We start from the raw sequence: 22,365 nt of genomic DNA, 5'->3' as shown, positions 1-22,365 counted from the left end.
TTTTCCTTGCAATAGCTGGTGACTTATTAAGGGCAAGCTGTTAAACGGCCTAAACAAAAAGCACAGCAACTGCGGTGGCTGGAGCAGCAAATTTTGTATAACCAAACTTGATCTTACTATATCACATTGGAGGTGATTGAAAATGGAGAGCCAAACCACTCAAACTCAAAAGCTTGATACCAAAATTAAGGAGAAGCCGGCCTTTATTGAAGAGATTTGGGAACATAGAAAAGAAAAATGGAATCTCGCAAGAATCTTCATGCTTATCATCAGTGTACTTGCGATAGGACTGTCCATTTTTCATGTCTATACCGCCGGCTTTGGGACGTTGTCATCGTGGCAGCAAAGGAGTGTCCATGTCATCTGGGCGCTGCTGTTAATCTTTCTTTTATTCCCTTATAAAAAGGGCAAAAAGTTTGGTGTTCTGGACTTTTTTATCGTACTTGCAACGTTAGCAACAGCCTTCTATATGATTACGGGGGCAGAGGCGATTCAGAGCAGGCAGGGGAATATCAGCAACAATGACATCCTTTTCGGCACGATTTTTATTGTCCTCGTACTGGAGGCTACAAGGCGAACAAATGGGATTTTGATGTCCGTCATTGGTGTATTCTTCCTTGCCTACATCTTCTTAGGCAGATATTTTCCCGGGGCTCTGGCACATCCTGGAGTGGGGTATGACAGGATGGTTGATCACATGTTCAACGGGACATTGGGAATATTCAGTGCCCCTATTTACGTAAGTTCAACCGTCCTTATCCTGTTTGTCATTTTCGGATCCTTTTTAATGAAATCCGGGGGCGGACAGTTTTTTACCGATTTTGCCTTTGGTCTTTTCGGAAATAAAACCGGCGGCCCTGCCCTGTCATCGGTTGGCTCGAGCGCCCTTGTGGCGACCATTACAGGAAATGGGGCAGCCAATGCCGCAATCACGGGTTCTTTTACCATACCGCTTATGAAGAAATTAGGCTACAGCAAGCGGTTCTCGGCAGCTGTTGAGGCGGTTGCTTCCCAGGGCGGTCAGATTATGCCGCCGATTATGGGAGCTTCTGTATTTATTATGGCTGAAACCATCGGAATTCCATATATCAGGATCGCTCTCTATGCGCTCATTCCAGCAGTTATTTACTTCTTTATTGCAGGGATGATGGTGTATTTTCACGCAAAACGATTGGAAATGGCAGGCATTCCTAAAGAACAGCTGCCTGATTTGAAACAGGTTTTGTTGAAGCAAAGCTATCTGTTTTTGCCGATTCTCTTGATTATCGGGTTAATGATTTATGGATACAGCCCGATGAAATCAGGTTTTTATGCGATTTTGGCTACGATTATTTTAAGCTGCATTCGCGAGGCAACCCGAATGAGTCTGATTGATATTTTAGCTGCCCTGGAAAACGGGGCAAGAAACGCTTTGATTGTGATTGCGGCCTGTGCTACTGCAGGAATAATTGTCGGCTCCGTATCCTTAACCGGGCTGGGGATCACATTTTCCCGGTTTGTGATTGATGTTGCGGGCGGGCAAATGCTTCTTTTATTAGTTCTGATTGCTGGGGCCTCCATCATTATGGGGATGGGAATGCCAACTGTTTCGGCCTATGTCATTTTATCCGTGCTTGGCGCGCCCGCACTGATTGATCTGGGCATCAATGTTGTTGCTGCCCACATGTTCGTTTTTTACTTTGGGGTAATGTCTGGCTTAACCCCTCCAGTCGCAATCACAGCTTATACAACAGCGGGGATATCCGGATCGAATCCAACGAAAACGGCTTTCTACGCCATTAAAATAGGCCTGGGTGGTTTCTTAATTCCCTTTTTATTTGTTTACAATCCTGAATTGCTTCTTCAGGGAGGGGATACCACCCGTATTGCGATTGCGTTAGTCAGCGCTTTTCTTAGCTGTATATTTTTTGCTGGGGCGCTTGAAAATCACCTCTTTGGGGCATTAGGCACAGTCAGACGGCTGATCCTACTGGCTAGTGCGTTTAGTTTAGTTATGCCGGGTCTTTTGACAGATTTGATCGGTCTGACTTTAGCGATTTTCATCATCATCTGGCAGAAAAAAAACCGTCCCTTTGCCGCGGAAAAGTCCGGGCAGGTGAGTGGATAGCGAAGTCTTGCGGGGCAGAGCAGGTCCCGCAAGGCCAATGAGGAGCTTTGGGCTTACTTCCGAAAAAATATTTGTGGAGATTTAAATGTAAAAGAGTTAGGTATGAAAATTGAAAGATATCGTAAGTGAGGAGTGAACAGGATGAAAAAATTAGTGATATCGATGGTGTTGATGGTTTCTTTATCCATTGTTTTGGCGGCATGTGGGGGCAGTGAGACGTCCTCGGATGAAAAAGGGCCAACAGCACCTAGTAAGTTTTTGAAGGTTGGAAGCGGTCCTATGGGATCTGGCTGGTATCCGATTACGACAGTGATGGTTGATGTTTACATGGATGGCTTCTCAGGTTTGAATGTTTCCCAGCTGGAGGGCGGTTCGACTTCTAACCTGGAGTCGCTGGAAAAAGGGGATATACAAATGGGATTAAACTACACATCTGATTTCACGTCAGCATTAGAAGGTGGAAAAGGGTTTGATAAGCCACTGAAGAATATTTCTGCCATCGGTGCTTTATATCCCGTTTATCAAACGATTGCGACAACCACAGACCATGAAGACATTAATTCGATCGAGGATATTGTTGATAAGCATATTTTCCTTGGACCAAAAGGCGGTGGCGGTCCGGTAGCCTTCTGGAAGATGGTGGAGGAGTATGGGATTGATGAGCAAACCATTGAAGAAGCTGGCGGTAAAATCTCTTACGGAAACTATTCGGATGGCGCTTCGATGTTAAAAGACAACAATGTGGATGTATTTGTCGGCGGCGGGGCCCCATTCATCCCCGCTTTACAGGAAATTGAGATCACGAAGCCCATTAAGGTCATCCCTATTGACGAAGAAAGGCTTCAGAGCATCAAAGAAAAAGGGGTCGGTATTGCTTCAGGAGATCTGCCGGCTGGTACCTATAAGGAACAGGATGAAGCCATCCCGACATACACAATGGTTACCATGCTGACAGCCAGAAGTGATATTGAGGAAGACTATGCTTACAACCTGACGAAGATATTCTGGGACAACATTCCGAAGTTTGAAGATCAAATACCTAAAAGAGCAAAACATTTTACCAAGGATACAGCTCTTGACGGAATTAACCCTGAGAACCTGCACCCTGGAGCTAAAAAATATTACCAGGAAGTTGGGGTCTTGGAGTGATTTGGCTTTGCGAGGTTTAAAAGGGGGTGAAGGGATTGAAACATGTGCAGGAACCCAGATGGTATAAAGCCTATCCACCGGAAGTGAATCCAAATATTGTATGTCCGGAAGTCCCGCTCTATTCTCTGCTGGAGAGAACTGTTGAAAAGTTTGGAAGCCGCACAGCCATTATTGCTGAAGACAGACCATTCTCCTACGAGGAATTTAAGGATAAAGTGGATCGGCTCGCGGCGGCATGGGATGCTATGGGATTACGTAAAGGGGAAAGAATAGGGTTAATGCTGCCCAATCACCCTGACTACATGATTGCTTATTATGCCGCCATGCGATTGGGGTTGATTGTCGTTCAAATTAACCCGCGTTATACCGCCAGAGAACTATTACACATTGCAAGTGATGCAAATATGAACTATTTAATAGCTGAACAGGATAACCTGAAAACCGTCCATCAGGTCAATGAGATGTATAAGTTCGGCCATGTCTTTGTATCAGGATCCAAGGATGACCCCCCTCAGTCCTTAGATTTTTTAATCAGGAATTCCACGCCAATCACCAGGGAGATTCCAATCTCACCGAGGGATGATGTTGCGGTGATTCAATACACAGGCGGAACAACAGGGAAGATGAAGGGAGCGATGTTAACCCACTTCAACCTGGTAGCCAATGTTTTCCAAAGTAAGGAGATGTATGGGAACAAGATGCAGGCTGGTCAGGAGGTGGTTCTGACCGCTACCCCGCTCTATCACGTGTATGCTATGACAAGTGCGATGAATCTCGGAGTCTATGTCGGGGCATCAATTCTATTAATCAAAAAATTCCAGGTTGACGATGTGCTGGAGAAGATTAAGAAGTATCAGCCCACATTTTTTCCTGGTGTGCCCGGGATGTACAATGCGTTTGTCAATCACCCGGATGTCGAATCCTATGGTTTGGATTGCTTGAAAATCTGTTCCAGCGGCTCAGCCCCGCTGCCGATTGAAATTATAAGAAGGTTCGAGGGCTTAACAGGAGCGATCATCGGTGAAGGCTTTGGTCTGACAGAAGCCTCACCCTCCACACACCGGAACCCGGCGAGCGGTGTCCGAAAAGTCGGAAGCATCGGCATCCCGCTCCCAGGGACAGACTGTAAGGTTGTTGATGAAGATCATAAGGAACTGCCGGAGCATAGTGTTGGTGAGTTAATCATTAAGGGACCGCAAATCATGAAAGGGTATTTTCAGAATGAAGAGGAAACCAATCAAGCATTACGAAACGGATGGCTATACACAGGAGATTTAGCCATGTCAGATGAAGAGGGTTACTTCTACATTGTAGGAAGAAAAAAAGAAATGATCATCAATGGTGGGTTTAATATCTATCCACAGGAAATCGAAAGTGTTTTATACGACCACCCCGACATACTGGAATCCGCTGTCGTCGGTATCCCTGACCCGGACCAGGGCGAGGTAGTCAAAGCCTATGTGGTCCCAAAAGCCGGTCACACCATAGAGCTTGAAGAATTAAAAGGCCATTGTTACCGCAATTTAACCCACTATAAAGTCCCTAAACAATATGAGATATGTGCCGAACTGCCAAGAAATACAGTCGGAAAACTATTAAAACGGAAATTAGTAGAGCAGGAGAAGAAGAAGCAGTAGAGTTGGTGCCTGTCACGCCCCGAAAAATCTTGTTTCACAAAATGTTTCACAAATGAAGACACGTACCAGGTACACTTATGGACAACCCTGCTATGAACAGGCAGAGCTGAATGGAAGATCAGCTCTGCCTGTTTTGATATGGATAACGCATCTATCCTGAAAACATTGAGGATTTTTTGCCTTTGAATAAAATAAAACCAACGCAAAGAAAACATAATTTTTCTAATTTTCCATTGACAGCTGATTTTCCCTCCTATACAATGACATTAATCTTTTTTCGGAAGATGCCGATAAAACGTTCGATAATTGAATAATATGAAAATCTCTTATCAAGAGTGGCTGAGGGACAGGACCGATGACGCCCGGCAACCGTTCTTACAAATGTAAGAAAAGGTGCTACTTCCTGCAAAACTGTTGATGTTTTGATAGATGAGAGAGGTCGATTATATTTATTTGTGTATAAGCCTCTCCATTTTTATGGAGGGGCTTTTCTTTATACTACATAATTTTTAAAACAAAAGGGAGAGAAAAACATGAAAAAAGTATTTGGTCTTTTATCTGTCATTTTTATTGCAGCTATGATTTCAGGCTGTGGGGCTGGTGATGCTGAGACATCCACATTGAGCGAGGATTCTTTGAAAGTAGGAGTCACAGCCGGTCCACATGAGGAAATTATGGAAGTTGTGAAAGAAGTTGCGGCAGAAGATGGTTTAGACATTCAAATTGAAGTCATTAGCGATTATATTACCCCCAATACCGCGCTGGCAGAAGGGGATTTAGATGCTAACAGCTATCAGCATAAGCCGTTCCTGGATCAAATGGTGGAGGATCGTGATCTTGACCTTGTTGAGGTTGCGAAAACTGTAAACTTTCCAATGGGGATCTATTCCGAAAAGATTTCTGATATTAGTGAGTTAAAAGAAGGCGATAAAGTTGGCTTACCGAATGACCCTACAAATGGAGCACGTGCATTAATGCTGTTCGAGCAGGCAGGATTAATTACTCTGCCGGAAGAGGTGGGGGCAAACGCTTCTGTGAAGGATATTAAGGAAAATAAACGAGGACTGGAATTTGTTGAATTGGAAGCAGCACAAATTCCGCGTCAGCTTGGTGAACTGGCCGCTGCTGCGATTAATACTAATTACGCTATGGAAGCTGGCTACGTTCCAACAGAGGATGCGATTGTTATTGAACCAAAAGATTCACCATGGGTAAACCTTATCGCAGTTCGCAGTGAAAACCAGGATGATCCGGTTATTGAGAAATTCATTAATGCGTACCATTCAGATAAAGTCAAGCAATTTGTTGAAGAAGAGTTTGCCGGTTCCGTGGTCGTATCCTGGTAACAACAAGGAAATGAGCTGCACAATGCGGCTCTTTCTTTTTATCACGCATGAACTGGTCGTAATACCCCGTTTCAAGTCTTGAGGGTACCCCAACAGGACTAAGTGGGGGCCAGTAAATTCCTGATAAGTTCAACTAACTATCAGTGGGGATGGAAAGTCCCCCACTGATGGAAGTTTCACTTTATAAACATTGGGTGAATGATGAAATCCTTTTGAGATCTCAGATATAAAATTTGCCGAGTTTTCTTTAAACAGAAGGAAGGAGATTCTACATGATTAAGATTGACCACCTTTCAAAAACATTTCAAACAGAAAACGGGCCAATAGAGGCCTTGAAGGATGTCTCTCTTGAGGTGAAAAAAGGGGAGATTTTTGGGGTGATTGGTTATAGTGGTGCTGGTAAAAGTACATTGGTTCGGAATGTGAATCTACTGGAAAAACCGACATCAGGTACGGTAAGTATGGATGGGACGGATTTAACCTCTTTATCTCCTAATGAATTGTTAAAAGCAAGACGAAAAATTGGAATGATTTTTCAGGGTTTTAATCTATTAAAAACCGCAACCGTTTATGACAATGTTGCGATTCCCTTAAAGCTTACCGGGGTTCCGAAAAAGGATATTAAAGAGCGGGTCAATCGTTATTTAGATATTGTCGGGTTAAGTGATAAGGCGGATACCTATCCGGCACAGTTATCTGGAGGGCAAAAGCAGAGAGTTGCGATTGCACGAGCGCTTTCCCATGAACCAGAAGTGCTGTTAAGTGATGAAGGGACGAGTGCGCTGGATCCGGACACAACCGATGCTATCCTTGATTTACTGTTAAGAATCAACAAAGAGTTAGGGATTACAATTTTGCTGATTACTCATGAGATGCATGTGATTCAACGGATTTGTGATCGAGTAGCTGTCATGGAAAATGGAGAAGTGGTGGAACAAGGGAAAACCCTTGATGTCTTTACATCACCAAAACATGAAACGACGAAAAAATTTGTGAATGGTATTTTCAACCATCCATTATCCAATGACATGATTGATTCGTTAAAAGAAACAGGTAAGATTTATTCGTTAAAATTCACGGGAGATTCAAGCGAGGAACCAGCTCTGGCTATTGTTACAAAGCGTTTTGATATATTTCCAAATATCTTATCCGGAAATATTACGCAATTAAAGGATGATCCGTTTGGCACTTTACTCGTCCATTTTAAAGGAGAAGATTCTGAAATTCATCAAGCCATATCCTACCTGCAGGAAAAAGGTATTCAAACAGAAGAGGTGATCACCTATGAGCAAAGTAAACGCATTTCTTGATGAATGGGGCTCCTATTTGTGGGTTGCCCTGATCGAAACCTTTCAAATGGTTTCCATTTCTTTAGTGATATCGATTTTAATCGGATTACCAATGGGGATTTTGCTTGTGCTGACAAGACCGGGCAAAAGTCTGGAAAATCGGTTTTTAAATGGGTTTCTTAACATGATTATTAATGTCATTCGGTCGATTCCATTTATTATTTTGCTTTTCTTTATGCTTCCGTTTACGAAAATTCTAGTCGGGACCACCATTGGAGTAAGAGGGGTCATTGTCCCGCTTGTTGTCTTTACGGCCCCCTATATTGCCCGCTTAATGGAAACGTCTTTACTGGAGGTTGACCGCGGTGTCGTGGAAGCCTATGAAGCCATGGGCATTAAAACGAAAGATATTATTTGGAATGTAATGGTGCGGGAGGCAAGACCCTCGATTATATTAGGGTTAACCATCGCAACCATTGGACTAATTGGTGCAACAGCAATGGCTGGTTTAGTCGGAGCAGGTGGACTTGGGGATTTAGCCTATCGTTTTGGACATTTGCGTTATGAACCATCCGTTATGTATATCACCGTGGCCGTGTTGATTATTCTCGTTCAGGGGCTTCAGTCACTGGGTAATGTCGTTGCTGCCAAACTCAAAAAAGATTAGAGGTGTATGTCCATGTCTGATGAGGCTGTAAAAAGCAAGCTATCACCAATCTATCGCTATAAGGATTTAGAAAGGCATGCCCAAAAGAAACTCAGCCATGAAGTGTTCACGTACATTCAAAGTGGATCCGGCCACGAGGAGACGTTACGGGCAAATGAAGAGGCTTTTAAAAAATGGAAGCTTGTTCCGGAGTTTTTACAAGATGTATCAACACGGGATTTATCCATTTCGGTACTAGGGCAAACCTATCCATCGCCATTTCTGCTGGCCCCTGTAGGTCATTTAGGGGCGGCTCATCCGGAAGGCGAATTAGCGGTTGCGAGAGCAGCACGGGGGAAACAGGTCCCCTATGTTGCCAGTACCGTTTCCACCTATACACTGGAGGAAATTGCCGATACACTTGGAGATACACCGAGATGGTTCCAGTTATATTGTAGTAAAGATCCAGAACTAACGGTAAGCTTCCTCCGACGAGCAGAAAAAGCTGGATACTCAGCGATTGTGATAACCATTGATACTCCGGCATTAGGGTTTCGGGAAGCTGATTTGACGAATCAATTTTTCCCTGTACGAGAAGGGTATGGTTCGGCTAATTACTTTCAGGATCCTGTTTTCCGAAATCGTCTAGACGTAACTCCTGAGCAAAATCGGGCGGCCGCTATCGATGAATTAGTAAACATCACCTTCCAGCCAAAACTAACCTGGAAGGACCTAGCCTTTTTGCGTGAACAAACCCATCTTCCCATTATTTTAAAAGGTGTGCTCCACCCGAATGATGCAAAGAGAGCTATCGATTACGGGGTGGATGGTGTTGTGGTATCCAATCACGGCGGAAGACAATTAGACGGTGCCATCGCTTCACTGGATGCACTGCCAAAAGTCGCAGAAGCTGTAAATGGAAGGATTCCTATCCTCTTTGATAGTGGGATTCGCCGCGGACCTGATGTTGTGAAGGCGATGTCTTTAGGTGCTGATGCCGTATTGATCGGTCGTCCGTATGTTTATGGATTAGCTTACAACGGCCAGGCCGGAGTAGAAGAAGTCCTGAGCCACCTGTTAGCTGATATCGACACGACCCTCGCAACCGCCGGCAAAAGCTCGATTCGTGCCTGTCAAGCTCCGGAATTTGTACAGCATTTATCGAACTCATGATTTTGTCTATGATGTTTTGCCGTGAACATTTTGCACAGAGGATTGCCTCAGCTTTCGACAGCATAGTGAATAGACTGGAAGATTCATAGATTAGAGAAGGGGAAGTGTGCGAGGCTATAGCTTCAAACGAATATCAAACCAAAAACCATCGGGTGACAGGAACATCCGATGGTTTTTTTGTTTTAGCCCTTTTCCATATGATTCATGTCTGTTTTTGGTGGGATTTGCAGTACCTTGCAGTCTCCTTATTGATGATTACTATTTTATAGGGAATCGCCCAGCCTTCCGATTCGAATGGCTGCCTCTTCTAATCGTTCTGCATCTGCTAATAATCCGAGGCGTATGTATCCTTCGCCATAGTACCCAAAGCCAACACCAGGTGCAGCGACTACATGTGCTTTTTCGAGAAGTAAATCCGCGTACGTTTCAGAGCTGTAGCCTGCTGGTACACGCATCCATACGAAAAAGGTTCCACGTGGTGCTTCCACCTCGATATCCATTTCCAGCAGTTTTTTAATGAAACGATTGCGTCTTTCCTGATAGGTTTGCACAAGTTCACGTACGGGCTGCTGATCACCGGATAAGGCTTCGGCAGCTGCGTGTTGGATGCCACCGAATAAGCTCATGAACATGTGGTCCTGCAGTAATTGGATGCTTTGAATCACAGATGGGTTTCCCACTGCAAAGGCTACCCGCCAGCCTGCCATGTTATAGGTTTTGGACAGTGTATAGATTTCAACTCCCACTTCTTTTGCACCTTCTGACTGGAGGAAGCTTTGTGGTTTTTCCCCATCAAAACCGATGGCTCCATATGCAAAGTCATGAACGACACAAATGTTATGTTTTTTCGCTACAGCAACGGTTTCATCAAAGAATTCTTTTGTTGCAGTCGCTGTCGTGGGATTATTAGGGTAATTTAAAAACATGACTTTCGCCTGATCTTTTAAATCTTCTGGAATAGCCGTATAGTCCGGCAGAAAGTTATTTTTCTCCAATAGAGGCATAAAAATAGATTCAGCATTTGCAAGAGCAATCCCGGACATATAATCGGGATAACCGGGATCCGGCATAAGGGCAATATCACCTGGATTTAATAAGCAAGGACTAATTTCTGCCAGTCCGGCTTTGGCCCCAAAAAGGATGGCTACTTCTTTATTTGCATCGATTTCTACTCCATATTCCCGTTTATAGAATGTGGCAACCGCGTCCTTTAAAAGGTCATATCCCTGGAATGGGGAATATTGATGGGTCAATGGATCTTCCGCCGCATGCTGCAATGCTTTAATGATATGAGGTGGCGTCGGTAAATCCGGGTTTCCCTGGCCTAAATTAATAATATCGTGCCCTTGCTGTTGCTTTTCTTTTACCTTTTTCACTAGTCCTTCAAAGAACTGTGCAGGTAGTCTCTGTAGCATTTCTGACTGTGGAAAGGTTCTCAAACTTCTCATCTCCTAAGACGTATCGAATAGAATTATTTTACTAATCATATCTATTTGACTATTTTTTGTAAAGTCAAAATTGACAAAAGGTTTTGCCATTTAATTGACAGGAGGTGTACCAAGTGGGATAATGATTGATAATTTCATATATTTTTAACTCTTATAAAGAGAAGGTGGAGGGACTGGCCCGATGAAACCCGGCAACCGGTACATCATTGTACACGGTGCTAAATCCTTCAACATTAGTTGGGAGATAAGAGGAAATGTGTTGCGGACGCTCTTCCTCTGACTGGAAGAGCTTTTTTTATGGGGGGATAAACAATGAAATCACTACAAGTGCGAGGGGCACCGAATTTTTATCAATGTGAAGAAGGAATCCTTCAGCAATTGCCGGTGAAACTATCCGAGCAAAAGCTAGAAAATCCTGCCATTATTCATGGTGAAAAATCCTGGGAGGCGGCTAAAGACTATATATCTTTAGATAACGCCGTCGTTCATGTTCCATACAAAGGGGATTGTACTCATGAAGAAGTGGCAAGAGTTGCTGATAAATTAAGAAATAACGAGGCAGATGCAGTGATTGGTGTTGGCGGAGGGAAAGTACTCGATTTAGCTAAAGCAGCAGGAGATGAGTTGGATCTTCCTGTTATTTTGATTCCGACCCTGGCTTCCAATTGCTCACCCTGGACCCCGCTAAGTGTATTTTATGACGGGGCTGGAAACTTTCTGCATTATATCGTTTTTTCGAAAACCGCCCATATGGTACTGATAGAGCCGCGTATTATTGCTGATTCACCAGTAGAATACCTGCGGGCCGGAATAGGAGATACGATTGCGAAATGGTATGAAGCCGTTGCATTAACGGATGAAATAAAGCAAAAACCGTTATCATTGGATATAGCCCTTCATGCTGCCCGGCTTTGTCGGGATGTGTTGCTGGATAAGGGAACAGAAGCCATTGAAAGTGTCCGGAATCATCAAGTCACACCTGCTTTAGTTAAAGTAGCGGAAACCATTATGATGGCAGGAGGAATGGTTGGTGGTTACGGTGATGAATACGGAAGAATTGCCGGAGCACACGCGATTCACAATGGGTTAACGACCATTCCGGAAACCCATAAATTTCTCCATGGGGATAAGGTCGCTTACGGCATTTTGGTTCAATTAGCCTTGGAAAATAAATATGATGAAGTGACAAAACTCTTACCCTATTATAAAGAATTAAACCTGCCAACCACACTTGCAGAACTGGGAATTCAGGAACATGTAAAGGAAGCCATTGATGCCTTGTCTGAAAAAGCCACCATTCCCGAAGAATCCATCCACCTAATGAGCGTGTCGACAACAAAGGATGATGTCATTCATAGTATTCAACGATTAGAAGAGTATGTGGTTAATCATATAACGCCTGGTTCACCATGAATGAACGATCTGTAGACCTCACTGAATGATAAAAACAATGATGGTAGAGCGAATAGCTGATAAAGTCCTGATAAGTTTCGCGAACATTCAGTGGGGGAGCCCCACTGAATGAAATCTCACTTTATAGGAGGAGGGACTCTGTTGACTTTGAACGTTGCTTTGCTTCAAATGGATATTGAATATGGAAACCCGTGGGGAAACTATGAAAAAGTGAAAACAAACATAGAACAGGCGGCAAAATCCGGGGTCGATGTGGTGGTACTTCCCGAATTGTGGACGACTGGATATGATTTGTCGCGCCTCGATGACATTGCCGATATCGAGGGTGGGGAAAGTCTCAACTTTTTCGCAGAACTGGCAAAGGCGAATCAGGTTCATGTGGTCGGCGGATCGGTTGCCAATCAATCCAGAGAGCAGGCAGCCGAAGTGAAAAACACCATGCTCGTTGTCAATGCGTCCGGGGAAAAAGTTAAAGAATATAGTAAAGCGCATTTGTTCCGGCTAATGGATGAAGAAAAATATTTAGTCGAAGGAAATGATAACGGATGGTTTACGCTCGCAGGCATACCCTCTGCCGGATTGATTTGTTACGATATTCGCTTCCCGGAATGGGTACGCATGCATGCACTTGGAGAAATGAAAGTCTTATACGTTGTCGCCGAGTGGCCAAAACCACGCATTGACCATTGGCGTGCCTTATTGATTAGTCGTGCGATTGAAAATCAGTGCTTTGTCATCGCCTGTAACCGTGTCGGAGCTGACCCCAATAATACCTTTGGCGGCCATTCCATCGTTGTCGGCCCATGGGGAGAAGTTTTGGCCGAAGCCGGTGAAGACGAAACCATCTTATATAAAGAAATCGACGTAGATCAGGTAGATAACGTACGAAAAACCATCCCTATCTTTAGCGACCGCAGGAGTGATCTTTATCGGTAGAGACGTTGGTAACTTGATCTAGGTGCCTGTCACGCCCCGAATAATCTTGTTTCACAGAATGTTTCACGGGTGAAGGCACGTACCAGGTACACTTTGGACAACCCTGCTATGAACAGGCAGAGCTGAACGGAATATCAGCTCTGCCTGTTTTGATATGGAAAATAGTTAGAATCAGTAGTAGCCTTGCAGCTCCCTTGTTAGAGGAGCCTGTCAGATATCGTAATACAGATGTCTCCTCGCTAAACCTTTTGTATTAGTCAAAAACTCAGGTCTATCTATGTAAGCGATTACATAGACTGGCAGTAGAACGACGATTATTTTTGGTAAAAGGGAGGCATTCAGTAATGGGTAAATTAGATGGTAAAGTTGCTGTCGTAACAGGTGGTTCACGTGGACAAGGGGCTTCGCATGTCCGCCGGTTCGTTGAGGAAGGTGCCAAGATTGTTTTCTCTGATATTCTTGCGGATGAAGGTGAGGCGCTGGAGAAGGAACTTGGTGAGAATGCCAAGTTTGTCAGGCACGATGTAACAAAGGCTGATGAATGGAAGCATGTGATTGATGAAGCAGAATCCGCATTTGGTCCTGTAAATGTCCTGGTGAACAATGCAGGGATTGTTGTTACCAAAAAATTTGATGAGCTGACGGAAGAAGAGTACCGCAAAGTCGTTGATATTAACCAGGTTGGCGTGTTTCTGGGGATGAAAACGGTTCTTCCATCCATGAAAAAAGCAGGTGGCGGATCCATCATCAATGTTTCTTCCATAAATGGACTTAGAGGAGCGGCTGGGAATTCGGCCTATGATTCTTCAAAATTTGCGGTGCGCGGGATGACAAAGAGTGCAGCATTGGAATTTGCGGAATATGGCATCCGCGTAAATTCCGTTCACCCGGGAGTTATTCAAACACCTATGATTGAAGTAGAGGGATCGAGGGACCTTGTTGAGCAATTGAAAAAGACCATTCCAATGCAGCGGACTGCGCAGCCTGAAGAAGTATCCAAGCTCATCTTATTCCTCGCATCCGAGGATTCCAGTTATTCTACCGGATCGGAGTTTGTGATTGATGGTGGGGTAACGGCTTCTAATTAAATCATGTGATCAATAGTGCCAAAAAAACAACCTGAAAGCTGATGATACACAGCTTCAGGTTGTTTTTTATATAGATAACGCGCCAGCACGTCAAATACATTTCGAACTTCTTATGGAAAGTACCGATAATCCCCTTGTGTATATACACATCCCTATTTTTGAATGTGACGCAAACCACGATGCCACCAAGCACAGGCGGCAGCCGGGCTAAAATGTAAATAAATATAGTGCTTGATTAAGCATGAGAAAAGCAACATCGACACATATGGCGCTGCTCATAAAATTGACTATTCCAATAAGAGGTAGTATGTCCAAAATATTCAAATACAAATTTTGTTTATACGGCTCCTGATGGGATTCTATTGTTCATTCATAGCATTTCATTCACGATCATCGTAGAAAGGAAGACGGAATCATGAGTAAAGAAGTTGTCGTTATTACTGGAGCAGGAAGTGGATTGGGAGCATCATTAGCGAGACGATATGCTAAAATGGGAAGTCATGTTTGTTTATTGGGCAGACGGTGCCTATATGGGTGGAATGAAGACCGAATTTTGGGATGGCATCTTTGAAGAAAGTGAAATGGAAGGTTTAATGGATCTGGAAGATATTGCGGACATTATCGTAAACAACGTGAAGCCAAGAAAAAATCTCAATGTGGATCAGGTGGTTATTAAAAACCATTGATCTTGATTCGGTGCCTGTCACGCCCCGAATAATCTTGTTTCACAGAATGTTTCACGGACCGGATTAGCAGGTCGTACAGGGCATGAGAAAGGGAATGACACCAGTTATGGCTGTCATTCCCTTTGTTTAAATTAATATTCGACAAAATTCGGGTGGTGACAGGCACCGTTTTTAATCATTTAATCCCTTTCCATTGAATATATGCTCTGTATACTTTTCGATCCTTGACTCACGGGTTTTGGATTGTTTGGCTTTAGAAAAGTAAAGAATGTAGGCTCTTTGCCTTCCTGGAGTCAGTGCTTCAAATGCTTTTTTAAAGTCAGGGGATTCATCAAACTTTTTCTGAAGTTCATCAGGAATTGTGAATTCTGTAGTCTTTTTAACTTCCAATCCCGCTTTTTGCACTTCAATGGCTTCATTAATATAAGCCTTCAATGTGGCTTCCTTTTTAACGATTTCCTGAACATCGGTAAACCGAATCTGGCGCTGCGACTGTGAATTCTCCCCGGGCCTGGTCAGAATACTCTCTGGATCTTTTAACAAGGCGCCTTTAAAAAACATCAAAGCACAGTAATTTTTAAATCCTTGGATGATTACAATGTTATTGTTTTGAAACGTATAACAGGGCAAATTCCACTTCAATTTTTCAGTAAGCCCACAGTCGAGAATAATTCTTCTTAGTTCCTCAAATTCTTGTTGCCATTTATGGGCATTGCTCAAAAAATCATCAATCTTGGGATTCATTTTAGAGTTTGTCATTAAAATACCTCTCTTTACTTCAGGTACCTGTCATCACCTGGAATATTTAGAATGTAATTCAGCTCCTGCTACAATAGGAAAGCAACTATATATAAGATTTAAACAAAATATCGTACTCGGGACAAGAGCAAGTAATCACCTCGCTCCAATGCTTGGTGAGTTAAAAAGGGGAAAGTCATAACAAGAGTCACTCATCTATTTGAAGAACAGATTAATAAAATAAATGCTGGACAATAAATGCTTTATCACTAGCTTTCGCCTATGATTGTTGGGTTCAGGGACTTTGTTGAGATATGGAGAGGAGACCATTAATACGAACAATATCTATTACTTTATTTAAAATGTTCGTAAATTTGTTGACGCACATCAATCTATCATTTATGATGAAAAAAACTTAATCATTTAGAAGAAACACCGTCGTATAATTTTGGGGATATGGCCCATAAGTTTCTACCGGACTGCCGTAAATGGTCTGACTACGAGGGTGATTGTATACATTCTAATTTTTCCGATTCAGGTATGCGTATTATGTTGAAATCTTCGGAATTTAAACGTGTTTTTGATGACTGATAGTAAAAGTTCTGTTGGTGCGCCGTGAATTATGATGAAGCAACGTTTTATCCGAACTTCTTTCTTCAGGGTTGAGGGATGGCGAATTGTATGCAATTTCCTATCGTAATAAGCAGACACTTCCGGCTATAGCTGGGAGTGTTTTTTTGTCCTCTTTAAATAGGGGGGAGTATAATCTGCCTGGCACAATGACTTTACAGAAACACCAGGCAGCCGGTCCGTTTCTAACCATTTATCCATACATAAGGAGGCCAATATCTATGGAAAAAGGCAATTTTATTTTGAACTTATATCCATCAACAAAGTTTATGCTGCCTTTGTTTGTCACGATTTCGATTTTTTTCGTACCAGGGTACCTGTATGCCTACCTAATGCTGCCGTTGTGTATCCTGATTGCCTTTTTTGCAGGCAAGGCGAAGGAGCTGGTGAATTTAGTTGTGAAGGGCTTGCTCGTTTTGGTCTTATTTATTTTTATCATCCAGTCGGTGATTGCACCTGGTGAAGAAATTTTCTGGAGCTGGGGAATCATCTCCATTAAGCAGGAAGGGGTGATGCGGAGTTTATCCTTAACCTCTAAAATCATCGCCATCGCATCGGCGTTTTTATTATTTTTTCGAATTACACCGGTCAAAGATATCAGTCAGGCACTGGAGAGGATCGGCATGTCCCCGAAGTTTTCATACGCCATTATTGCGACGTTTCAATTTATTCCTGAAATTAGTAACCGTTCAAAAGTGATCATGGAGGCGCAAAAGTCCAGAGGGGTGGAAACAGAAGGCAACCTCCTGACGAGGGCAAAGGCTTTCATCCCTGTTTTGGGTCCGCTTGTCTTAAGCTCCATTACAAGCACGGAAGAAAGGGCTATTGCTTTAGAAACCCGCGCATTCTCAGCGATAGGAAAGAAAACAAGTCTGAATGAGCTGACCAAAAGAAGAATCGATTACATCATTCAGGTGGCAATGGTGATTCTGCTCACGATTTTACTCATAGGGAGGATTTGGCTATGGAATTAATTCGGGTCAACAATTTGGATTACATGTATCCGATTAACGATGGGGAAAAGGCACTGAAAAACGTCAGCCTTTCTATTAGAGAGGGAAAGCTTTATGCCGTAATTGGAAAAAATGGTACCGGAAAAACCACTTTATGCAATGTCCTGCGCGGCTTTATTCCTCATTTTCATAAAGGGAGTTTAGAGGGGGAAGTCGTTGTAGAAGGAAAAGATATTCGTCATTGGACCATGAGTGAATTGGCAAAAAACATTGGCTTTATCTTCCAGAATCCTTTTACTCAAATTAGCGGCGTAAAGGATACCGTGTTTGGTGAAATTGCCTATGGACTCGAAAATCTTGGCGTTGAGGTTCCGGAAATCAAGAAGCGTGTTAAGCAGGTAATCCAATTACTGAACATTGAGGAATTAGCGGATAAAAACCCGTATGAATTATCAGGTGGACAAAAACAGCGTGTCGCTTTTGCAGCTGTCATTGTGATGGATCCGGATATTCTGGTGATTGATGAGCCGACATCCCAGCTTGACCCAAAAGGGACCAGGGACATTTTCGACATGATTAAATGGATGAAGGAACAGGGGAAAACGATTATCCTTGTGGAGCACAAGCTTGAACTCATTGCCGAGCATGCCGATTATCTTTTTGTTATGAATGACGGCCGGATCATAACGGAGGGAAACGTTGAGGATGTTCTGTCCAATCCTGCTCTAATCGATTATGAGGCGGGCCTGCCCCAATATGCACGACTGGGAATCGAGCTGAATAAAAGGAGCTCAGATTTTGGCCAAATCCCGATTCATCGATCACAGGCAGAAGCAGAAATCAAAAAATGGCTGGGGATCCACGTCAACCAGGGAGGTTCAGGGTCATGAGCTTTATTGAAATTCAGGATGTGAGCTTTACCTATCCGAATGGCTTTGTCGCCGTTAAAAATATTTCGGCGAGTATTGAAAAAGGGGAAAAGCTGGCGATTATTGGTCAGAATGGAGCGGGCAAAACCACGACAGTGAAGATGTTAAATGGTCTTCTAAAGCCTACCTATGGAACGATTACCATTGATGGTCAAAATATGAAAGGTTATACAACCGCTCAAATTGCAAAACGGTTAGGTTATGTGTTTCAAAATCCGGATGATCAGATTTTTCAAAGTGATGTCTTTAGTGAGATTGCTTACGGACTAAAAAAACAGGGGATGACCGATGATGACATTGCTGAACGGGTAAGGCGTGCGGCACAGCAGGCAGGCATCGAAGGCTATCTTGATGAAAATCCATACAACCTGCCCTATTCGACTCGAAAATTTGTCACGATTGCCTGTGTGCTGGCTATGGAGGTTGAAGTCGTCATTTTAGATGAACCAACAGCCGGCCAGGATTATGTCGGCATGCAGCAAATTGCGAAAATCATCAACCATTTGCAGGAAAAGAACATTACTGTGATTACAATTACCCACGATATGGAGTTCGTGGTAAAAAATTTTGATCGTGTCATCGTTATGACCAATAAACGGATTGCTGCTGATAAGGATAAGAGAGAGATTTTCTGGGACTTTGATGTCATAGAAGAAGCCAATATCAAACAGCCTTATATTAGTGAATTAGCCCATCTTTTAAGGGTTGAAGAGCGGATTCTGTCTATTGATGAATTTGTGGATTCACTATTGGAGATGAAAGCGAAAGAAAGGGTAACTTCCTGATACAGTTTCGTTGGTTTCAAGCTGTAAATCAGCTGAAATATAAATCTACCTAAAAACATGAGGGGGAATTGCAATGAAAAAAGAAAAAGGTCTACTGCATGATTTTACACTTTTAGCCATTTTATTAATTCCAGTAGGTATAGCCTTGAATTTTGTAACGAGTCAGATTGTCCAGCTATTACGATTACCTCTCCACTTTGATGTGATTGGAACCGTTGTTGTATCTATGATCGCAGGACCCTGGGTGGGGGCGGTAACAGGGGTAGCCACGAATGTCGTTACATCCCTGACGAATCCAACAAGTCTATTTTTTGCTCCTGTATCAATCGCTATTGGTCTATTAATCGGATATATGTCCAGAGCTGGTATGTTTAAGAAGTTGTGGACAACGATTGTATCAGGGGTTGTGATAACGTTAATAACGGTAGTTGTGTCAGCACCTATCTCCGTCCTGGTTTTTGGAGGGGCAACAGGAAAATCTGTTGACACTGTTACGGGAGTCTTTCTGGCCTCCACTCAGGATATCTGGACTTCCGTTTTCTCAAGCTCGATTTTAGTGAACAGTGTGGACAAAATTTTATCTGTACTCATTGCCTATATAATCGTTAAGAAAATGTCCTCACGCTATCTGGCGAAGATGAATTATGGTGATCCTTTTATCACGCATTAACTGGCTGTATACCCCCACTTCAAGTCCTGAGGGTACTCCAGCAAGATTAAGTGGGGAAAAACGGACAGTAAATTCCTGATAGGTTCAACTAATCATCATTGGGGGATGGAGAAAACCCTTACTATGGGAGTTTCACTTTATATCTGGATGATTGTGATTTCACCGGTACCGTAGAGGGTTGTTGTTCTTTAGGGGTGCCGGGTATGATTGATGAACCATTATCTTTTAAGGATACCTGATAAAGGATATCTGATATCAGTAAATGGGCATTTGTCTTTTCAATAAATCCTGTGGAGGTGTTTGCTTTGAAGAAAGTTATTTTGGATATGGATACGGGCATTGATGATGCATTAGCTATAGCCTATGCTGTGGCCAAGCCTGAACTTGAAATACTGGGGATTACGACGGTTTATGGGACCGCACCCGTAGAATATACCTATCGAAACACCGTTAAAGTTCTCGAATCAGTTGGAGAACCATTGCCAGTCCGGAAAGGTTCCGACAAGCCGAGAGAACGAATTCGGGAGTATAATGGAAAAATTCATGGGATGGATGGGCTTGGTGAAACACTGGGTGAACTGAAGGAAGACGGTTTGGTTCCATCCCAGCATGCGGTCGATTTTATCATTGAAGAAACGGATAGATGTGGTGAAGACTTAACCATTGTGACAACAGGTCCATTGACGAACCTGGCGGCGGCCATAGAAAAAAGTCCTGCCATTATGAAAAAGGTAGGCAAAATTGTGACGATGGGCGGAGCGGTTGCAACCCCTGGGAATGTGAGCAAATTTGCCGAGGCAAACATTGCCGTAGACCCTGAAGCGGCCGACATTGTATTTAAATCAAAGCTCCCTGTCACACTCGTTGGACTCGATGTAACGCGAAAAACATTATTAACAGATAAAGACGTAGAAAAATGGAGACAGCTGGGTACACCCACTGCAGAACTCTTTGCTTCCTTTACGCAGTTTTATTTACACGAATATAAAAAACTGCATCCATATTTAGAAGGCTGTGCGCTGCATGATCCATTAGCGGTAGGCGTAGCACTATACCCGGACCTGGTGAATACTGTCCCTATGCATATCGAAGTTGATAAGACAGATGAGGCACTGGGGAGAACCGTTGAAAATTTACACGTAAATGAGGACGAAACACCAAATACACAGGTTTGTTTCCAGGTAGATGCCCAAGCCTTTATGGATGATTTTTTTGGTACCTGTCACCACCCGAATTTTGTCGATTAATCTTGGTGAAATGCTGCTGCGGTATTTGGTATCAGCCGTGAACCATTGTCCGAAAAGTACCCGGCACAATTTCTGCAGAGAGGGTGTAAGTGTTGCAAATTGATCTGTTAATTAAAAATACAAGTCTATTGAATCCGGCATTGGAGGTTGCAGAGAACCAGGCGATCGCCATACATAACTCGGAGATATTAGAGATAGGAAACTCAGATGATGTAAAGAAAAAGTATCAGCCGGAAAGTACGTTAGATGGCCAGGGGAAGCTCACCATGCCAGGGCTGGTGGATGCCCATACCCACACGTGTCAGCAGTTGTTAAAAGGACGTACGATGGATGAATACCCAATGATCTGGTCTCGTATTCTAGTACCCTTTGAAGGAAATCTGGATGAAGATGATGTCCGTGTGAGTGCCCAAATGAGCTGTCTGGAAATGATTAAGTCCGGCACGACGGCATTTGCTGAGGCTGGAGGTGTTCATACTCACAAAGTGGCTGAAGCAGCCATTGAATCAGGCATGCGGGCAGCTATTACCAGATCCACGATTGACATGGGCGACTTTTTACCGAAAACGATGAAGCACCCAACAAATGAAATTCTAAGTGATATTGAAGATCTGTATAAGGAGTATCATGGAGCAGGTCATGACCGCATTCACATTTGGTTTGGGATGCGACAGGTCATGTCCTGTTCACCGGAATTAATTGAACGTGGAGCAGAATTGGCCGGGAAATATCAAACCGGTTTACACGCACATCTGGCCGAACACCGTGATGAGGTTCGCTATTGTCTGGAAAAATATCAACTGAGACCAGTAGAGTACCTCAATTCTTTAGGAGCTCTCGGACCCAATTTGTTAACGGCTCATAATGTTGCCTATTCTGAAAAGGAATTGGAAATTTTAAAAGAGCGTGGTGTAAAAATAGTTCATTGCCCACGTGTGAACTTTGGATCCCACGGTATTCCAAAGACTCCGCGCATGGTAGAAATGGATATGCCTATCGGGATAGGAAGTGACGGTGCCTCCTCATCAAACTTAAGTCTATTTGATGAAATTCGTGTCTTTCGATCAGGAATTCATGCCTACTGGGGACTCCCTGTATTTGATCCTGTAGTGTTGGCAGCAAAAGAACTCGTGAAAATGATAACAGCCGGCAGTGCAGCAGCTCTTCAGTTTGAAAAGGTTAAGGGTGAAGTCGCTACAGGGAACAAAGCCGATTTAACACTAGTAGACATCAATCAGCCCCATATCACGCCGACCAACAATATGGTCAATACAATAGTAGAATCTGTAACGAGCCGGGACGTGGAGGATGTCGTCATCGATGGAAAAGTTGTAATGAAAAACCGAGAAGTCCTAACCCTGGATGAGGAACGGATCATGTTTGAAAGCAGAAGACATATGAAGAAAACCGTTGTTTGAGGTGCCTGTCACCACCCGAATTTTGTCGAATAATCTTAGCGAAGAGCTCCAAATTTAAAAGAGAGTTCTGGTAAAAT

Annotated in this window: 19 protein-coding genes, 1 pseudogene and 3 riboswitches; of the genes and pseudogenes, 18 read left to right on the top strand and 2 right to left on the bottom strand. The window is 43.3% G+C overall.

Features of this window, described 5'->3' with window-relative positions:
• The first annotated feature begins 142 nt into the window (after nt 1-142).
• The 7 genes from ABD006_RS04530 (at nt 143) to ABD006_RS04500 (ending at nt 9,347) form a co-directional block, all read left to right on the top strand.
• On the top strand, nt 143-2,107 hold the full coding sequence (locus ABD006_RS04530) for a TRAP transporter permease (RefSeq protein ID WP_343838097.1): 1,965 nt from the start codon (nt 143-145) through the stop codon (nt 2,105-2,107).
• 141 nt (nt 2,108-2,248) lie between these two features.
• On the top strand, nt 2,249-3,256 hold the full coding sequence (locus ABD006_RS04525) for a TAXI family TRAP transporter solute-binding subunit (protein ID WP_343838095.1): 1,008 nt from the start codon (nt 2,249-2,251) through the stop codon (nt 3,254-3,256).
• Between the two features lie 44 nt (nt 3,257-3,300).
• Nucleotides 3,301-4,893 (top strand): long-chain-fatty-acid--CoA ligase, encoded by a 1,593-nt coding sequence (locus ABD006_RS04520; protein WP_343839006.1) that lies wholly within the window; start codon nt 3,301-3,303, stop codon nt 4,891-4,893.
• 323 nt (nt 4,894-5,216) lie between these two features.
• Nucleotides 5,217-5,329, top strand: a riboswitch (SAM riboswitch).
• A gap of 97 nt (nt 5,330-5,426) precedes the next feature.
• Nucleotides 5,427-6,239: a MetQ/NlpA family ABC transporter substrate-binding protein gene (locus tag ABD006_RS04515; protein WP_343838092.1), complete on the top strand. Its 813-nt coding sequence runs from the start codon at nt 5,427-5,429 to the stop codon at nt 6,237-6,239.
• A gap of 272 nt (nt 6,240-6,511) precedes the next feature.
• Nucleotides 6,512-7,549 (top strand): methionine ABC transporter ATP-binding protein, encoded by a 1,038-nt coding sequence (locus tag ABD006_RS04510; protein ID WP_343838089.1) that lies wholly within the window; start codon nt 6,512-6,514, stop codon nt 7,547-7,549.
• Nucleotides 7,524-8,195 carry a methionine ABC transporter permease gene (locus ABD006_RS04505; protein WP_343838087.1) on the top strand — a complete coding sequence of 224 codons (672 nt, stop codon included), beginning with the start codon at nt 7,524-7,526 and terminating at the stop codon, nt 8,193-8,195. The genes ABD006_RS04510 and ABD006_RS04505 overlap by 26 nt, the downstream gene beginning before the upstream one ends.
• 12 nt (nt 8,196-8,207) lie before the next feature.
• Nucleotides 8,208-9,347: an alpha-hydroxy-acid oxidizing protein gene (locus tag ABD006_RS04500; RefSeq protein WP_343838085.1), complete on the top strand. Its 1,140-nt coding sequence runs from the start codon at nt 8,208-8,210 to the stop codon at nt 9,345-9,347.
• 263 nt (nt 9,348-9,610) lie between these two features.
• On the opposite strand, the gene ABD006_RS04495 is transcribed toward ABD006_RS04500, so the two are convergent.
• Nucleotides 9,611-10,786, bottom strand: a complete 1,176-nt coding sequence (locus ABD006_RS04495; RefSeq protein ID WP_343838082.1) for a pyridoxal phosphate-dependent aminotransferase — start codon at nt 10,784-10,786, stop codon at nt 9,611-9,613.
• Between the two features lie 157 nt (nt 10,787-10,943).
• Nucleotides 10,944-11,046: riboswitch (SAM riboswitch) on the top strand.
• Between the two features lie 61 nt (nt 11,047-11,107).
• Here ABD006_RS04495 and ABD006_RS04490 point away from each other — a divergent pair.
• The 5 genes and pseudogenes from ABD006_RS04490 to ABD006_RS04475 all read left to right on the top strand — a co-directional run bounded on the left by ABD006_RS04490 (nt 11,108) and on the right by ABD006_RS04475 (nt 14,918).
• Nucleotides 11,108-12,208 (top strand): iron-containing alcohol dehydrogenase family protein, encoded by a 1,101-nt coding sequence (locus ABD006_RS04490; RefSeq protein ID WP_343838080.1) that lies wholly within the window; start codon nt 11,108-11,110, stop codon nt 12,206-12,208.
• Nucleotides 12,209-12,349: 141 nt separating this feature from the next.
• Nucleotides 12,350-13,144, top strand: a complete 795-nt coding sequence (locus tag ABD006_RS04485; protein ID WP_343838078.1) for a carbon-nitrogen family hydrolase — start codon at nt 12,350-12,352, stop codon at nt 13,142-13,144.
• A gap of 344 nt (nt 13,145-13,488) precedes the next feature.
• Nucleotides 13,489-14,232: a glucose 1-dehydrogenase gene (locus ABD006_RS04480; protein ID WP_343838076.1), complete on the top strand. Its 744-nt coding sequence runs from the start codon at nt 13,489-13,491 to the stop codon at nt 14,230-14,232.
• A gap of 415 nt (nt 14,233-14,647) precedes the next feature.
• Nucleotides 14,648-14,710: pseudogene (locus tag ABD006_RS17955) on the top strand (hypothetical protein); the annotation flags it as partial.
• Between the two features lie 4 nt (nt 14,711-14,714).
• On the top strand, nt 14,715-14,918 hold the full coding sequence (locus tag ABD006_RS04475) for a hypothetical protein (protein WP_343838074.1): 204 nt from the start codon (nt 14,715-14,717) through the stop codon (nt 14,916-14,918).
• A gap of 171 nt (nt 14,919-15,089) precedes the next feature.
• Here ABD006_RS04475 and ABD006_RS04470 read toward each other — a convergent pair whose 3' ends face one another.
• Nucleotides 15,090-15,677 (bottom strand): YdeI/OmpD-associated family protein, encoded by a 588-nt coding sequence (locus tag ABD006_RS04470; protein WP_343838071.1) that lies wholly within the window; start codon nt 15,675-15,677, stop codon nt 15,090-15,092.
• Between the two features lie 397 nt (nt 15,678-16,074).
• Nucleotides 16,075-16,176: riboswitch (purine riboswitch) on the top strand.
• 331 nt (nt 16,177-16,507) lie between these two features.
• Here ABD006_RS04470 and ABD006_RS04465 point away from each other — a divergent pair.
• From ABD006_RS04465 to ABD006_RS04440, 6 genes are all read left to right on the top strand, one after another.
• Nucleotides 16,508-17,260 (top strand): energy-coupling factor transporter transmembrane component T, encoded by a 753-nt coding sequence (locus ABD006_RS04465; RefSeq protein ID WP_343838069.1) that lies wholly within the window; start codon nt 16,508-16,510, stop codon nt 17,258-17,260.
• On the top strand, nt 17,251-18,129 hold the full coding sequence (locus ABD006_RS04460) for an energy-coupling factor ABC transporter ATP-binding protein (RefSeq protein WP_343838067.1): 879 nt from the start codon (nt 17,251-17,253) through the stop codon (nt 18,127-18,129). The genes ABD006_RS04465 and ABD006_RS04460 overlap by 10 nt, the downstream gene beginning before the upstream one ends.
• Nucleotides 18,126-18,953, top strand: coding sequence for an energy-coupling factor ABC transporter ATP-binding protein (locus tag ABD006_RS04455; protein WP_343838065.1), 828 nt, complete (start codon nt 18,126-18,128; stop codon nt 18,951-18,953). The genes ABD006_RS04460 and ABD006_RS04455 overlap by 4 nt, the downstream gene beginning before the upstream one ends.
• 73 nt (nt 18,954-19,026) lie before the next feature.
• On the top strand, nt 19,027-19,623 hold the full coding sequence (locus tag ABD006_RS04450) for an ECF transporter S component (RefSeq protein WP_343838062.1): 597 nt from the start codon (nt 19,027-19,029) through the stop codon (nt 19,621-19,623).
• 305 nt (nt 19,624-19,928) lie between these two features.
• On the top strand, nt 19,929-20,870 hold the full coding sequence (locus ABD006_RS04445; protein WP_343838060.1) for a nucleoside hydrolase: 942 nt from the start codon (nt 19,929-19,931) through the stop codon (nt 20,868-20,870).
• A gap of 89 nt (nt 20,871-20,959) precedes the next feature.
• Complete coding sequence (locus ABD006_RS04440; RefSeq protein ID WP_343838058.1) at nt 20,960-22,288, top strand: amidohydrolase family protein; 1,329 nt, start codon at nt 20,960-20,962, stop codon at nt 22,286-22,288.
• Nucleotides 22,289-22,365 lie beyond the last annotated feature (77 nt).

The sequence above is a fragment of the Salinibacillus aidingensis genome (assembly GCF_039522525.1).
Taxonomy (GTDB): domain Bacteria; phylum Bacillota; class Bacilli; order Bacillales; family Alkalibacillaceae; genus Salinibacillus; species Salinibacillus aidingensis.
The sequence above is the reverse complement of the archived record's forward strand: the minus strand, read 5'-3'. Positions and strand labels throughout refer to the sequence as shown.